Source organism: Arthrobacter sp. B2060, assembly GCF_059090445.1.
On sequence record NZ_JBNHFR010000015.1, the window covers coordinates 105,103 to 118,267 of the forward strand.

At 66.0% G+C, this 13,165-nt stretch carries 14 protein-coding genes; 9 read left to right on the plus strand and 5 right to left on the minus strand.

Features of this window, described 5'->3' with window-relative positions:
• Positions 1–6: 6 nt before the first annotated feature.
• From rapZ to AC5RUM_RS20590, 9 genes are all read left to right on the plus strand, one after another.
• Positions 7–930 carry an RNase adapter RapZ gene (gene rapZ / locus AC5RUM_RS20550; RefSeq protein WP_400576779.1) on the plus strand — a complete coding sequence of 308 codons (924 nt, stop codon included), beginning with the start codon at positions 7–9 and terminating at the stop codon, positions 928–930.
• Positions 930–1,943, plus strand: coding sequence for a gluconeogenesis factor YvcK family protein (locus AC5RUM_RS20555; protein WP_400576528.1), 1,014 nt, complete (start codon positions 930–932; stop codon positions 1,941–1,943). Before rapZ ends, AC5RUM_RS20555 begins: the two co-directional genes overlap by 1 nt.
• A 9-nt stretch (positions 1,944–1,952) precedes the next feature.
• Positions 1,953–2,933: a DNA-binding protein WhiA gene (gene whiA, locus AC5RUM_RS20560; protein WP_230117204.1), complete on the plus strand. Its 981-nt coding sequence runs from the start codon at positions 1,953–1,955 to the stop codon at positions 2,931–2,933.
• Positions 2,934–3,101: 168 nt separating this feature from the next.
• Complete coding sequence (locus AC5RUM_RS20565; protein ID WP_400576524.1) at positions 3,102–3,725, plus strand: superoxide dismutase; 624 nt, start codon at positions 3,102–3,104, stop codon at positions 3,723–3,725.
• A gap of 266 nt (positions 3,726–3,991) precedes the next feature.
• A complete protein-coding gene (gene gap / locus AC5RUM_RS20570; protein ID WP_494036678.1) occupies positions 3,992–5,002 on the plus strand; it encodes a type I glyceraldehyde-3-phosphate dehydrogenase in 1,011 nt (336 codons plus the stop codon).
• A gap of 10 nt (positions 5,003–5,012) precedes the next feature.
• On the plus strand, positions 5,013–6,239 hold the full coding sequence (locus tag AC5RUM_RS20575) for a phosphoglycerate kinase (RefSeq protein WP_494036679.1): 1,227 nt from the start codon (positions 5,013–5,015) through the stop codon (positions 6,237–6,239).
• 98 nt (positions 6,240–6,337) lie between these two features.
• Positions 6,338–7,153: a triose-phosphate isomerase gene (tpiA, locus tag AC5RUM_RS20580; RefSeq protein WP_494036680.1), complete on the plus strand. Its 816-nt coding sequence runs from the start codon at positions 6,338–6,340 to the stop codon at positions 7,151–7,153.
• Between the two features lie 48 nt (positions 7,154–7,201).
• Positions 7,202–7,459: a preprotein translocase subunit SecG gene (gene secG, locus AC5RUM_RS20585; protein ID WP_400481606.1), complete on the plus strand. Its 258-nt coding sequence runs from the start codon at positions 7,202–7,204 to the stop codon at positions 7,457–7,459.
• Between the two features lie 97 nt (positions 7,460–7,556).
• Complete coding sequence (locus AC5RUM_RS20590; RefSeq protein ID WP_494036689.1) at positions 7,557–7,967, plus strand: RNA polymerase-binding protein RbpA; 411 nt, start codon at positions 7,557–7,559, stop codon at positions 7,965–7,967.
• On the opposite strand, the gene pgl is transcribed toward AC5RUM_RS20590, so the two are convergent.
• The 5 genes from pgl to AC5RUM_RS20615 form a co-directional block, all read right to left on the minus strand.
• Positions 7,938–8,756: a 6-phosphogluconolactonase gene (pgl, locus tag AC5RUM_RS20595; RefSeq protein ID WP_494036681.1), complete on the minus strand. Its 819-nt coding sequence runs from the start codon at positions 8,754–8,756 to the stop codon at positions 7,938–7,940. The two genes, AC5RUM_RS20590 and pgl, sit on opposite strands and share 30 nt — an antisense overlap.
• Positions 8,746–9,687, minus strand: a complete 942-nt coding sequence (locus AC5RUM_RS20600; RefSeq protein ID WP_494036682.1) for a glucose-6-phosphate dehydrogenase assembly protein OpcA — start codon at positions 9,685–9,687, stop codon at positions 8,746–8,748. The genes pgl and AC5RUM_RS20600 overlap by 11 nt, the downstream gene beginning before the upstream one ends.
• Positions 9,684–11,243, minus strand: coding sequence for a glucose-6-phosphate dehydrogenase (zwf, locus tag AC5RUM_RS20605; protein WP_494036683.1), 1,560 nt, complete (start codon positions 11,241–11,243; stop codon positions 9,684–9,686). Before zwf ends, AC5RUM_RS20600 begins: the two co-directional genes overlap by 4 nt.
• A 15-nt stretch (positions 11,244–11,258) precedes the next feature.
• Entirely contained in the window at positions 11,259–12,893 is a 1,635-nt protein-coding gene (locus AC5RUM_RS20610; RefSeq protein WP_494036684.1) for a phosphoglucose isomerase-related protein, read from the minus strand.
• Positions 12,894–12,899: 6 nt separating this feature from the next.
• On the minus strand, positions 12,900–13,165 hold a 266-nt coding region (locus AC5RUM_RS20615), incomplete at its 5' end, for a transaldolase family protein (RefSeq protein ID WP_494036685.1).

Consider the following 13,165-nt stretch of genomic DNA (forward strand, 5'->3'; position numbering starts at 1 on the left):
GAATTGATGGCAGAGCCGACGGCAGGAACCGGCGTGGATGAGGACGGCCTCACGCCCGTGAAGCCGGTCGAGGCCGAACTGCTCGTGGTGACGGGCATGTCCGGAGCCGGCCGCAGCACGGCATCCGACGCGCTGGAGGACCACGGCTGGTACGTCGTCGAAAACCTGCCGCCGCAGATGCTGGGCACCCTGGCTGAGCTCGTGTCGCACGCCCCGCAGACGATCCCCAGGCTCGCGGTCGTGGTGGATGTCCGGAGCAAGGCGCTGTTCGCCGACATCCGCGCCGCCCTCCATGCCCTGGCGGCCAGCGGGGTAACCTTCCGGGTGCTGTTTTTGGACGCAAGCGACGACGTCCTGGTCCGCCGGTTCGAGCAGGGCAGGCGCCCGCACCCGCTGCAGGGCGGCGGCAGGATCCTGGACGGCATCGCCGCGGAACGCGAGCTCCTGAAAGAGCTGCGGGATTCCTCCGACCTCGTCCTGGACACCTCCACGTTCAACGTCCACGGCCTGGCCACCGCGATCACCGAACTCTTCTCCGAGACCGGCCCCGTGGCCCTGCGCCTGAACATCATGAGCTTTGGCTTCAAATACGGACTGCCTGTTGACGCGAACTACGTTGCCGACGTCCGGTTCATACCCAATCCCCACTGGGTACCCAAGCTGAGGCCGCACACCGGCCTTGACCAGGACGTCAGCGACTACGTCCTCGAAGCCGAGGGCGTCCCGACTTTCGTGGAACGCTACGTCATGGCGCTCGAACCGGTCCTCGACGGATACCGCCGGGAAAACAAGCACTACGCCACCATCGCCGTGGGCTGCACCGGCGGGAAACACCGGTCGGTGGCGGTCGCCGTCGAGCTTTCCAAGAAACTGGCGCAGTATCCACGCGTCACGGTGACCACCACGCACCGGGACCTGGGCCGCGAATAATGGGCGTGCTGACCGGCCCGCTGCCCCTCGTTCCGCCGTCAGGGCTGGCGGGCTCGCAGCAGGCCAAGGGCCCATCTGTGGTTGCCCTGGGCGGAGGCCACGGCCTCGCGGCATCCCTCTCCGCGCTGCGGCTGCTGACCTCCGAACTGACGGCGATCGTCACCGTGGCGGACGACGGCGGATCCTCCGGCCGCCTCCGCGAAGAGTACGGCGTCCTGCCACCCGGCGACTTGCGCATGGCCCTGTCGGCGCTGTGCGATGACACCGACTGGGGCCGCACGTGGCGCGACGTCATGCAGCACCGCTTCCGGTCCGGGCCCGGCGGCGGTTCCCTGGACGACCACGCGATGGGCAATCTGCTGATCGTCACCCTGTGGGAGCTGCTCGGCGACGCCGTGGCCGGGCTGAAATGGGCCGGAGCGCTGCTTGGGGCCCGTGGCCAGGTCCTGCCGATGTCCACGGTGCCGCTCACCATCGAGGGCGACGTGCGGGTTACCGCACCGGACGGCAGCAGCACGCTGACCACCATTCGGGGCCAGGCGCGGTGCGCCGTCGCCGGTTCCCTGGAAAGCGTACGGCTCATGCCGGAGGAGGCGCCGGCATGCGTTGAAGCCCTTTCCGCGATTGAACTTGCCGACTGGGTGATCCTGGGCCCGGGGTCCTGGTACACCTCGGTCCTTCCGCACCTGCTCTTGCCTGAGATGCGGCAGGCCCTGTGCGACACGCCGGCCAAGCGCTGCCTCACCATGAACCTGGCCATGGACACGAAGGAAACCTCAGGGATGTCCGCCGCCGACCACCTGCGCGTCCTGCGCAGTTATGCACCGGACTTCACGGCCGACGTCGTACTGGCCGACCCCGCATCAGTATCAGACGTGAAGGAATTTGAGCGGGCAGCGGGGATGATCGGAGCCGAGGTTGTCTTGGGTAAAGTAGGGGCTTCGGGTCAGCGTCCCGTCCACGACCCCCTGCGGCTGGCAACGGCCTACCAGGATATTTTCGGGAACAGTTAGGAAGGTGTCATGGCACTGACAGCATCAGTCAAGGAAGAACTGTCCCGCCTGGACATTAAGAAGTCATCGGTTCGCAAGGCCGAAGTATCGGCCATGCTCCGCTTCGCCGGGGGGCTCCACATCATCTCCGGCCGGATCGTCATTGAAGCCGAGGTGGACCTGGCTTCGACCGCCCGGCGCCTGCGGGCGGCCATCGCGGAAGTGTACGGGCACCAGAGTGAAATCATTGTGGTCTCCGGCAGCGGCCTGCGGCGAGGCAGCCGCTACGTGGTGCGCGTAGTCCGTGACGGCGAGGCACTGGCACGCCAGACGGGCCTCCTGGACACCCGGGGACGCCCGGTGCGGGGTCTTCCGTCGGTGGTGGTCAACGGGTCCGCCGCCGATGCCGAGGCCGTGTGGCGCGGCGCCTTCCTGGCCCACGGCTCCCTCACCGAGCCGGGCCGGTCGTCCTCCATGGAGGTCACCTGCCCCGGCCCTGAATCCGCCCTCGCCCTCGTCGGAGCAGCCCGCCGGCTGGGAATCCAGGCCAAGGCGCGCGAAGTCAGGGGAGTGGACCGCGTGGTGATCCGAGACGGCGATACCATCGCCGCCCTGCTCACCAGGATGGGCGCGCACGACGCGCTCATGGTCTGGGAAGAACGGCGGATGCGAAAGGAAGTGCGCGCTACCGCCAACCGTCTGGCCAACTTCGACGACGCCAACCTCCGCCGCTCGGCGCAGGCCGCCGTGGCTGCAGGCGCACGGGTTGACCGCGCCCTGGAGATCCTGGGCGACGACGTCCCTGAACACCTGAAATACGCGGGGGAGCTCCGCGTGGCGCACAAGCAGGCCAGCCTCGACGAGCTTGGCCGGCTTGCGGACCCGCCCATGACCAAGGACGCAATCGCCGGCCGGATCCGGCGCCTGCTCGCGATGGCGGACAAACGCGCCTCCGACCTCGGCATTCCGGGGACGGATGCCAATGTGACGCCGGAAATGCTGGACGAGTAACGGCGCCCCTAGAATCAAGACCAGATGGTGGACTAACCTGACGGGCCGCGACTTCCGGGCCCCAGTCAGCCGGTTCCCGCCATTGAGATTTCCGGATGACCTGTCGTCCGGATGCACAATCCGAGAGTTACCAAACCGGACAACCTGTCCACGACATTGGAGGATTTTGTGACCGAGTACGTTCTGCCCGAACTCAAGTACGATTACGCAGCGCTGGAGCCCCACATCTCCGCGAAGATCATGGAGCTGCACCACAGCAAGCACCACGCAGCCTACGTCACGGGCGCCAACAACGCGCTGGCCCAGCTCGCCGAGGCCCGCGACAAGGGCGACTTCGCCAACATCAACCGGCTCTCGAAGGACCTGGCCTTCCACACCGGCGGCCACGTCAACCACTCCGTGTTCTGGAACAACCTGTCCCCGGACGGCGGCGACAAGCCGGAAGGCGAGCTGGCTGCAGCCATCGATGACGCCTTCGGCTCGTTCGACGCTTTCCGCGCACAGTTCTCCGCTGCGGCACTCGGCCTGCAGGGCTCCGGCTGGGGCTTCCTTGCCTACGAACCCATCGGCGGCAACCTGGTCATTGAGCAGCTTTATGACCAGCAGGGCAACGTGGCACTCGGCACCACGCCGCTGCTCATGCTGGACATGTGGGAGCACGCCTTCTACCTCGACTACGTCAACGTCAAGGCTGACTACGTCAAGGCATTCTGGAACATCGTGAACTGGGCCGACGTCGCGCAGCGCTTCGCCGCCGCCCGTGCCAACGCCACGGGCCTGATCACCCTCTAGCCATGTGACCAGCGCAACAGGCACTGGTAACAAACTTCACATTCAGTCCGTTTAGGGCCGAAATGTGGACGGTCCGCCCCCGCACTTGCGGGGGCGGACCTTCTTAAACGTAAGATGGATCACGGAAGGCGGTTAGCCTTCAGCAATGTGGCTGGTCGCCCTCCGATCTGGTAATCATCTCTGCCCAATGGCGTGCGGGATCTGTTAGTTGGCTTGAACGCCCGCTCAACTAGTTGTGCTTCACAAGCACCAAGGAGACTGAAAAAGTGACCACCCGTATTGGTATCAACGGCTTTGGCCGCATCGGCCGCAACTACTTCCGCGCAGCACTTGCACAGGGCGCTGATCTCGAGATCGTTGCCGTCAACGACCTCACCAGCCCCGAGGCGCTGGCCCACCTGCTGAAGTACGACTCCGTCGGCGGCCGCCTGACCGAAACCGTTGAGGTCAAAGAGGGCAACCTGGTCGTGAACGGCAACGCCATCAAGGTCCTGGCCGAGCGTGACCCGGCCAACCTGCCCTGGGGCGAGCTCGGTGTCGACATCGTCATCGAATCCACGGGCTTCTTCACCAAGGCAGCAGCCGCCAAGAAGCACATTGACGCAGGTGCCAAGAAGGTCCTGATCTCCGCACCGGCTTCCGACGAAGACATCACCATCGTCATGGGCGTCAACCACGAACTGTACGACCCCGCAGCACACCACATCATTTCCAACGCCTCCTGCACCACCAACTGCCTCGGCCCGCTGGCCAAGGTCATCAACGACGCCTTCGGCATCGAGCGCGGCCTGATGACCACGGTCCACGCCTACACGGCTGACCAGAACCTGCAGGACGGCCCGCACAACGATCTCCGCCGCGCCCGCGCGGCCGCCATCAACATGGTTCCGACCTCCACGGGTGCAGCCAAGGCCATCGGCCTGGTCCTGCCGGAACTCAAGGGCAAGCTGGACGGCTACGCCATCCGCGTTCCGGTCCCCACCGGCTCCGCCACGGACCTCACCGTCACCGTCGCCCGCGAAACCACCGTCGAGGAAGTCAACGCCGCCCTGCGGAAGGCAGCGGAGTCGGACGAGCTCCAGGGAATCCTGACCTACACCGACGCCCCCATCGTCTCCTCGGACATCGTGGGCGACCCCGCGTCGTCGATCTTCGACTCCGGACTGACCAAGGTCATCGGCAACCAGGTCAAGGTTGTTTCGTGGTATGACAACGAATGGGGCTACTCGAACCGCCTGGTGGACCTCACGGAGCTTGTTGCCGCAAAGCTGGGCTAGGGTTAGCTACATGACATTTCACACCCTCAACGAACTGATCGCTGAAGGTGTCCGCGGGCGGTACATTCTCGTCAGAAGTGACCTGAATGTGCCGCTCGACGGCTCTACAGTGACTGACGACGGCCGCATCAAGGCCTCACTGCCAGTGCTGGGAAAGCTGACGGACGCCGGTGCCCGCGTGCTGGTAACAGCTCACCTGGGCCGCCCCAAGGGCGCCCCGGAGGACAAGTACTCGCTCAGGCCCGCCGCGGCGCGGCTGGCCGAGCTTGCGTCGTTCCCCGTCTCGCTTGCCGAGGATACGGTTGGACGTTCGGCGAAGGAGCTCGCCTCCTCGCTGGAGGACGGCCAGGCCCTGGTCCTCGAGAACGTCCGCTTCGACGCCCGCGAAACCAGCAAGGACGACTCCGAGCGGGGCGCCTTTGCGGATGAGCTGGTAGCACTGACCGGCGAGAACGGCGCCTTCGTGGACGACGCTTTCGGTGCGGTACACCGCAAGCACGCCAGCGTGTACGACGTCGCCACGCGGCTTCCGTCTTACCAGGGCGACCTGGTCCACACGGAAGTGGAGGTGCTGCGCAAGCTCACGGCAGACACCCAGCGCCCCTACGTCGTGGTACTCGGCGGCTCGAAGGTTTCGGACAAACTCGCTGTCATCGACAACCTGATCGGCAAGGCTGACACGATCCTCGTCGGCGGCGGCATGCTGTTCACGTTCCTCGCGGCAGAGGGCCACAAGGTGGCCGGAAGCCTCCTGGAAGAGGACCAGATCCCCGTGGTGCAGGACTACCTCAAGCGCGCTGCCGATGCCGGCACGGAGTTTGTGGTGCCCACCGACGTCGTGGTTGCCGCGAAATTCGCCGCGGACGCAGACCATGAGACCGTCAGCGCCGACGCCATCGAAAGCAGCAGCTTCGGCGCGCAGGGCATCGGCCTCGACATCGGGCCGAATTCCGCGAAGGCCTTCGCCGAGCGGATCCAGGGTGCCAAGACCGTGTTCTGGAACGGCCCCATGGGCGTCTTCGAATTCGAAACGTTCTCCGGCGGCACGCGCGCCATTGCGCAGGCCCTGACGGAAACGGACGCCTTCACCGTGGTGGGCGGCGGCGACTCCGCCGCTGCAGTCCGAACCCTCGGCTTCGCCGACGACCAGTTCGGTCATATTTCCACTGGAGGCGGCGCCAGCCTGGAATACCTTGAAGGCAAGGAACTCCCGGGCCTGAGCGTTCTGGACCGCTAAGCACTCCCAGCCGGCAGGGCGCCCGAGCCGCAGGTTTCGGGTGCCCTGCCGGCTGCTTCCCATGATCAGCACATTTGAGCCGCACTTTTGGAGAACACGTGACAACGTCAACTAACGGCAGCTTTGACCGCACCCCCCTGATTGCGGGCAACTGGAAGATGAACATGGACCACGTCCAGGGCATCACACTCCTGCAGAAGCTGGCCTGGACCCTGTCCGACGCCAAGCATGACTACAGCCGGGTGGAAGTAGCCGTCTTCCCGCCTTTCACTGACCTTCGCGGCGTCCAGACGCTCGTCCAGGGTGACGAACTCGACGTCGCCTACGGCGCGCAGGACCTGTCCCAGTTCGACTCCGGTGCCTACACCGGCGACATCTCGGGTCAGTTCCTGAACAAGCTCGGCTGCAAGTACGTACTGGTGGGGCACAGCGAACGCCGCACCATCCACAATGAATCGGATGACGTGCTGAACGCCAAGGTCAAGGCCGCCTACCGCCACGGCGTCACTCCGGTGCTGTGCGTCGGCGAAGGCCTGGAAATCCGCCAGGCCGGCACCCACGTCCAGCACACGCTGGACCAGCTCCGTGCTGACGTCGCGGGGCTCGCGGCAGAGCAGGCCGCCGAACTCGTGGTCGCTTACGAGCCTGTCTGGGCCATCGGCACGGGAGAAGTTGCCGGCCCCGAAGACGCCCAGGAAATGTGCGCAGCCATCCGGGCCGAGCTCACCCAACTCTTCGGCGCCGACGTCGCGGCCAAGGTGCGGCTGCTGTACGGCGGCTCTGTGAAGGCCAACAACGCCGCGGCCATCCTCAACGAGCGCGACGTTGATGGCGTGTTGGTCGGCGGCGCCAGCCTCGACCCGGCCGAGTTTGCTAATATTGTCAGGTTCGAGAGTCACTTGGTGACGGACTAGTCCGGACACCGGTCAACTCCCGCATTTCCAATCTTCTGAAAGGCCGTCGTGGACGTTCTTCATGTCATTCTGCAGATCCTTCTGGGCGTCACGAGCCTCCTGCTGACTTTGCTGATCCTGCTCCATAAGGGACGTGGCGGAGGTCTGTCGGACATGTTCGGCGGCGGAATGAGTTCGGGGCTGAGCTCATCGGGTGTCGCGGAAAAGAACCTGAACAGGTTCACTGTCATCCTGGGCATCACCTGGGGCGCCGTGATCATCGCGCTGGGCCTGCTGATGCGTTTCACGGGCGTCGCCGACTCCTAGCCCGCCCTTGCCTGGCCGGTATTTCCGGTCACCCCCCTGGCACCACTGACGCCACCGGGGACTCCGCACTAAACTGTGGCTGTTGACCTTAACAGCCATGGTCCTTAGTAGTGAGGAGTTCCCGGTGGCGCATCCGTCTTCCAATTTCCGGGGCACCCGTGTGGGTGTCACCCAGGGAACGGGCCTGAAGAATCAGGGCGATGGTCCGCCCGGTGAGCAACTGCCGCGTATTTGTGTTTCTTACTGGTGCATCCAGGGACACGAGACGCGGCCCGTTTTCGTTAAGCTGCCCGACGACCAGATCCCCGATGCTTGGGACTGCCGCCGGTGCGGGAAGCCCGCCTCCCGGCATCCCGGCGCGGCCCTGGGTCCGGTGCCTGCTGATGACGCGGACGGCTACAAGAGCCATCTGGACTACGTTAAAGAAAGACGCTCCAGCCAGGACGCGGAAGACGTCCTGGCTGGAGCGCTGCGAAGGCTACGAGCCGGCAGGGGCCTTGCGGACTAGCTGCGACGGCACCCGGGAGGCCGCGTTCTCGTCAATCAGCCACAGCGTGCGGGAACGGCCGGCAGGGCCAGACGCCGGGACCTGGACAGGGTTGGCGCCCGCAAGGGCCAGGCCCACCGCGCCTGCCTTGTCCTCGCCTGCCACCACCATCCACACTTCTGATGCTGTATTGATTGCAGGAAGGGTCAGGGAGATCCGTTCCGGAGGCGGCTTGGGGGAGTTGCGCACTCCCACAACCGTGAGCTGCTTCTCGCGGATGCCCGCCTGCTCGGGAAAGAGGGACGCGATGTGGGCATCGGGCCCCACACCCAGCAGGACAACGTCGAAGCGGGGAAGCTCTCCGGCGCTATCGGGCCTGTTATCCGACATGTCAGCGGCGTGTTCGGCGGCAGCCGCCTCGCCGAGGCGGCGGGCGTAGTCTTCCGCGGCCAGTTCCGGCGTGTCGAAGTCGTCCGTGGAGCCCGGCTCGTGGACACGCGACGGGTCAACGTCGATGTGCTGCAGCAGCGCCTGGTGTGCCTGGAGTGTGTTGCGGTCCGGATCCTGCGCGGCGACGAAGCGCTCGTCGCCCCACCAGAAGTTCACTTTGGTCCAGTCGACCGCAGGCGCTGCCGGTGAATCCGCCACCGCCTTGAGCGTTCCGATACCCACCGTGCCTCCGGTAAGCACCACCGTTGCTTCACCAAATTTGTCCTGGACATCAACGAGCTTGGTGATCAGGCGAGCCGCGATGGCGGCCATGAGGACGGAAGAGTCTGGATGGATGCTTACTCTAGGGTCAGCGCTCACTGGGACGGACACTCCTTAGATTGGTACGTGGCAGTCCAATAGTAATCACTTCACCGAAGACTTCGTCGGGGTCGAGGCGGCGGAGTTCTTCGGCGAGGCAGTCGCGGAGGCTGCGCCGGGGCAGGGAGATGCGTTGGGCGGGTTGGCCGGGTTGGGTGAGTTCGGCGACGGAGAGTCCGGGGCGGAAGAGCTGGATGTCGCCGGTGGCGCGGGTGAGGCGGACGCGGCGGATGCCGGTGCCTGCGGGGTCCGCGACGATGGTGACGGGTGCGTCCAGGGACAGGGTGAGCCAGGCCGCGAGGAGGATCGTGGACGGGGAGTCCGAGGCGCCTTCGACCGCGACGGCGGTGACCGGGGAGGAGTCGACCTGGTCCAGCACGGCGGCGAGCTGGATGCGCCAGTTCGTCAGGCGGGTCCAGGCCAGGTCGGTGTCGCCGGCCTTGTAGGTGTTGCGGATGTTTTCCAGCGCGACCTGGGGTTCGGCCTCGTTCGCGGAGTCCGTGATGCGCCGGTGCGCGATCCGTCCGATGGAGGTTTCGGAGGCGTTCTTCGGCGCGCCGTGCGGCCACCAGGCCACGATCGGGGCGTCGGGCAGCAGCAGCGCCGCGACCAGGGACTCGCTTTCCTCGGCGAGTTCCCCGAAGCCGCGCAGCACGATCACTTCCGAGGCCCCGGCGTCCCCGCCGACCCGGATCTGGGCGTCGAGCCGGTTCGGGGCGGCCGAGCCGGCGTCGGCGAGCACGATGATCCGGCAGGGGTGTTCCCGGCTTGCCTCGTTCGCGGCCTCGATCGCTTCCTCTTCCAGCCCGGACTTCGTGAGGACCACGAGGGTGAGCACCCGGCCCAGCGCGATCACCCCGCCCTGCTCGCGCAGGGACATGATCTTCTTAGAGATCTGAGAAGTGGTGGTGTTCGGAAGATCTACAATCATGGCCTTCTCCAGGTGCGTCCGTCACGGGCTAGCAGCTCATCAGCCGAGGCCGGGCCCCAGCTGCCGGGCGCGTAGGGCTCGGGCTGTTCCCCCAGGCCCGCCCAGTACTCTTCGAAGGGGTCCAGGATCTTCCAGGACAACTCCACTTCCTCGTGCCGCGGGAACAGCGGCGGCTCGCCCAGCAGCACGTCCAGGATCAGCCGCTCATACGCCTCGGGCGAGGACTCGGTAAACGAGTGCCCGTACCCGAAGTCCATCGTCACGTCCCGGACCTCCATCTGCGTGCCCGGGACCTTGGACCCGAACCGGATCGTCGCGCCCTCATCGGGCTGGACCCGGATCACCACAGCGTTCTGCCCGAAGTCATCATCACTATGGTCACGGAACAACAGGTTCGGTGCCCGCTTGAAGACCACCGCGATCTCCGTGACCCGCCGGCCCAGCCGCTTGCCCGCCCGCAGGTAGAACGGCACCCCGGACCAGCGCCGGGTGTTGATATCCACCCGGATCGCGGCGAACGTCTCGGTGGTGGAATCGGCCGGGATGCCCTCCTCCTCCAGGTAGCCCTGGACCTGCTCCCCGCCCTGCCAACCGCCGGCGAACTGCCCGCGCGCCGAATGCGTGGACAGGTCCTCCGGCAACCGCACCGCGGCCAGGACCTTTTCCTTCTCCGCGCGCAGGTCATCGGCATTAAAGGAAATCGGCTCCTCCATGGCCGTCAAAGCCAGCAGCTGCAGCAGGTGGTTCTGGATCACATCCCGCGCCGCGCCCACACCGTCGTAATACCCCGCCCGGCCACCGGTCCCGATGTCCTCGGCCATCGTGATCTGCACATGGTCCACATAGTTCGCGTTCCACAACGGCTCGAACAACTGGTTCGCGAACCGCAGCGCCAGGATGTTCTGCACCGTCTCCTTGCCCAGGTAATGATCGATCCGGAACACCGCATCCGGCGGGAACACCGACTCCACAATGTCGTTGAGCTGCCGGGCCGATTCCAGGTCATGCCCGAACGGCTTCTCGATCACCACCCGGCGCCACTTCTCACCCCCGGCCTGCGCCAAACCGTGCTTGGAGAGCTGCCGGCAGACCTGCTCGAACGCCTTCGGCGGAATCGAGAGGTAAAACGCATGGTTCCCGCGCGTGCCGCGCTGCTCATCCAGCTCAGCGATCGTCTCACCAAGCCGCTGGAACGCGGCGTCGTCGTCGAACTCGCCCTGCACGAAACGGATGCCCTCAGACAACTGGTTCCACACCGCCTCATCAAACGGCGTACGGGAATACGAGGTCACCGCATCCCTGACCTCCGCGGCGAACTCCGCGTTGTCCCACTCCCGCCGGCCAAAACCCACCAGGGCAAAACTCGGCGGCAACAGGCCGCGGTTGGCAAGGTCATACACGGCGGGCATGAGCTTCTTGCGCGCGAGGTCACCCGTGACCCCGAAAAGCACGAGCGAGGACGGACCGGCAATACGGTTCAGACGGCGGTCCCGCGGATCCCGCAACGGGTTCCCGCCCCGGGACGCAGTCCTTCTGCCGTTCAAAGTATCTGGCATGGTTAGTTAAGTGCCTTAGCTTTCAGTGGCGGACGCTGCCTGGCCGGCAAACGACGAAACAATCTCCTGGAGCTGGGCCACGCCCGCTGCGCGCTCCGTGAGATGGAGGCGGAGGACCGGGCGGCCGTGTTCGCTCAGCACCTGGGCGTCGCCGGCGGCCTGTGCGGCGATCAGCTCCCCGAAGGTGAACGGGCGTTCCGGAATGGCGAGGTCATCGCTGGAAGCAGCCGTGACCTGCAGGAACACGCCGATCGCGGGGCCGCCCTTGTGGAACTGGCCGGTGGAGTGGAGGAAGCGGGGTCCCCAGCCGAAGGTGACCGGCCGGCGGCTCACCCGGGCGAGTTCGTCGCGAATTCCTTCAAGCTGCGAGTACGCCAGGCGGTCGAAGTAGGCCTGGACGCTGAGGTACCCGTGGGCATCCAGCTGCGAGAGCAGGGCCGAGACGGCCTCGGCCGCCGTGCTGGCGTTCCCCAGCCATTCGCCGCCGCGGACCTCGATGGCACCGTCGGTGAAGGCTGCGGGCGTCGGCTCCGGCTGTGCGTCCAGCAGGCCCCGGGCAGCAACCTTGGCGGCTTCCACGTCGGGCTGGTCGAAGGGGTTGATGCCCAGTAGGCGCCCGGCCACGGCGGTGGCGAACTCCCACACCATCATCTGGGTGGCGAGGCCGCCGGCAATGGCAACTTCGTTTTCACCGAGTTCGACGTCGGCGTCCGGGCCCACGAGGCGGACCACCAGGACGTCTTCGGCGCCGGAGGTGACCTCCGGGGCGTTCGGGCCGGCCACGACCGGCAGGACACCGGTGCCGAGCTTGCCGGTGGATTCGGCGATGAGCTGTTCTGCCCAGTCCGCGAAGCCGACGATGCCTGAGCCGTCCTCGGCGATGACGATCTTGTCGCGCAGTGGGTTGGTGCCTCCAAGGGCCGTTCCCAGTGCCAGGCCGATGTTTTCCGGGGCATCCTCGTTGAGGATTTCCGCGGCTTCCTCCGCTTCCTCGAGGAAGGAGCGGATGTCCACGCCCGCCAGGCCGGACGGAACCAGTCCGAAGGCGGTCAGGGCAGAGTAGCGGCCGCCCACGTTGGGGTCGGCGTTGAAGATGGCACGGTATCCGGCCTCCCGGGAGGCCTTGTCCAGCGGTGAGCCCGGATCGGTGACGATGATGATCCGGTTCTTGGCATCAATGCCGGCTTCAGTGAATGCGTGCTCGAAGATCCGCCGCTGCGAATCCGTTTCGAGGGTGGACCCCGACTTTGAGGAAACCACGATCGCGGTCTCGGAGAGCCGGTCCGCGAGGGCAGCACCGACCTGATCAGGGTCGGTGCTGTCGAGCACGGTCAGCTCGACGCCGGCGGTGCCGGCGATGACTTCAGGAGCAAGCGAAGAGCCGCCCATGCCGCAAAGGACAATGCGTGTGACGCCTTCGGCCTTCAGGGCATCGCGAAGCTCCAGGATGCCGTCCACGAGGGGCTGTGAGACGGTGGCCGCCTCGACCCAGCCCAGGCGGACTGACGACTCTGATTCGGCATCGGGACCCCACAGGGTGTGGTCCTTGGCGAAGATCCGGGTGGCAATACGGTCCTCCACCAGGGCGGGCAGGTGCTGCTCAAGGGCCTTCCGGGCGGCGCCGGTGGCGTCGTAGCTGAGTGTGCTCATCGTGGACTAGGAAGCCTTCCGTGCGTTGGCGAGGGCGCCCTCAACGTCGGCCAGCAGTTCCTTCCAGCTGGCAACGAACTTGTCGAGGCCTTCGGATTCCAGCAGGGCCACGACGTCGTTGTAGGAGACGCCGAGGGCCTCCAGGGCGTTGAGCGTGTTGTTTGCTTCTGCGTAGGTGCCGGTGACGGTGTCGCCGGTGACCACGCCGTGGTCGAAGGTGGCGTCCAGGGTCTTTTCCGGCATGGTGTTCACGACGCCGGGGGCAACGAGTT

Excerpts from the sequence above, each read along its gene's own strand:
- rapZ (WP_400576779.1), top strand. The coding sequence starts at position 7 with ATGGCAGAGCCGACGGCAGGAACCGGCGTGGATGAGGACGGCCTCACG.
- AC5RUM_RS20555 (WP_400576528.1), top strand. The coding sequence starts at position 930 with ATGGGCGTGCTGACCGGCCCGCTGCCCCTCGTTCCGCCGTCAGGGCTG.
- whiA (WP_230117204.1), top strand. The coding sequence starts at position 1,953 with ATGGCACTGACAGCATCAGTCAAGGAAGAACTGTCCCGCCTGGACATT.
- AC5RUM_RS20575 (WP_494036679.1), top strand. The coding sequence starts at position 5,013 with ATGACATTTCACACCCTCAACGAACTGATCGCTGAAGGTGTCCGCGGG.
- AC5RUM_RS20590 (WP_494036689.1), top strand. The coding sequence starts at position 7,557 with ATGGTCCTTAGTAGTGAGGAGTTCCCGGTGGCGCATCCGTCTTCCAAT.
- AC5RUM_RS20600 (WP_494036682.1), bottom strand. The coding sequence starts at position 9,687 with ATGATTGTAGATCTTCCGAACACCACCACTTCTCAGATCTCTAAGAAG.
- zwf (WP_494036683.1), bottom strand. The coding sequence starts at position 11,243 with ATGCCAGATACTTTGAACGGCAGAAGGACTGCGTCCCGGGGCGGGAAC.
- AC5RUM_RS20610 (WP_494036684.1), bottom strand. The coding sequence starts at position 12,893 with ATGAGCACACTCAGCTACGACGCCACCGGCGCCGCCCGGAAGGCCCTT.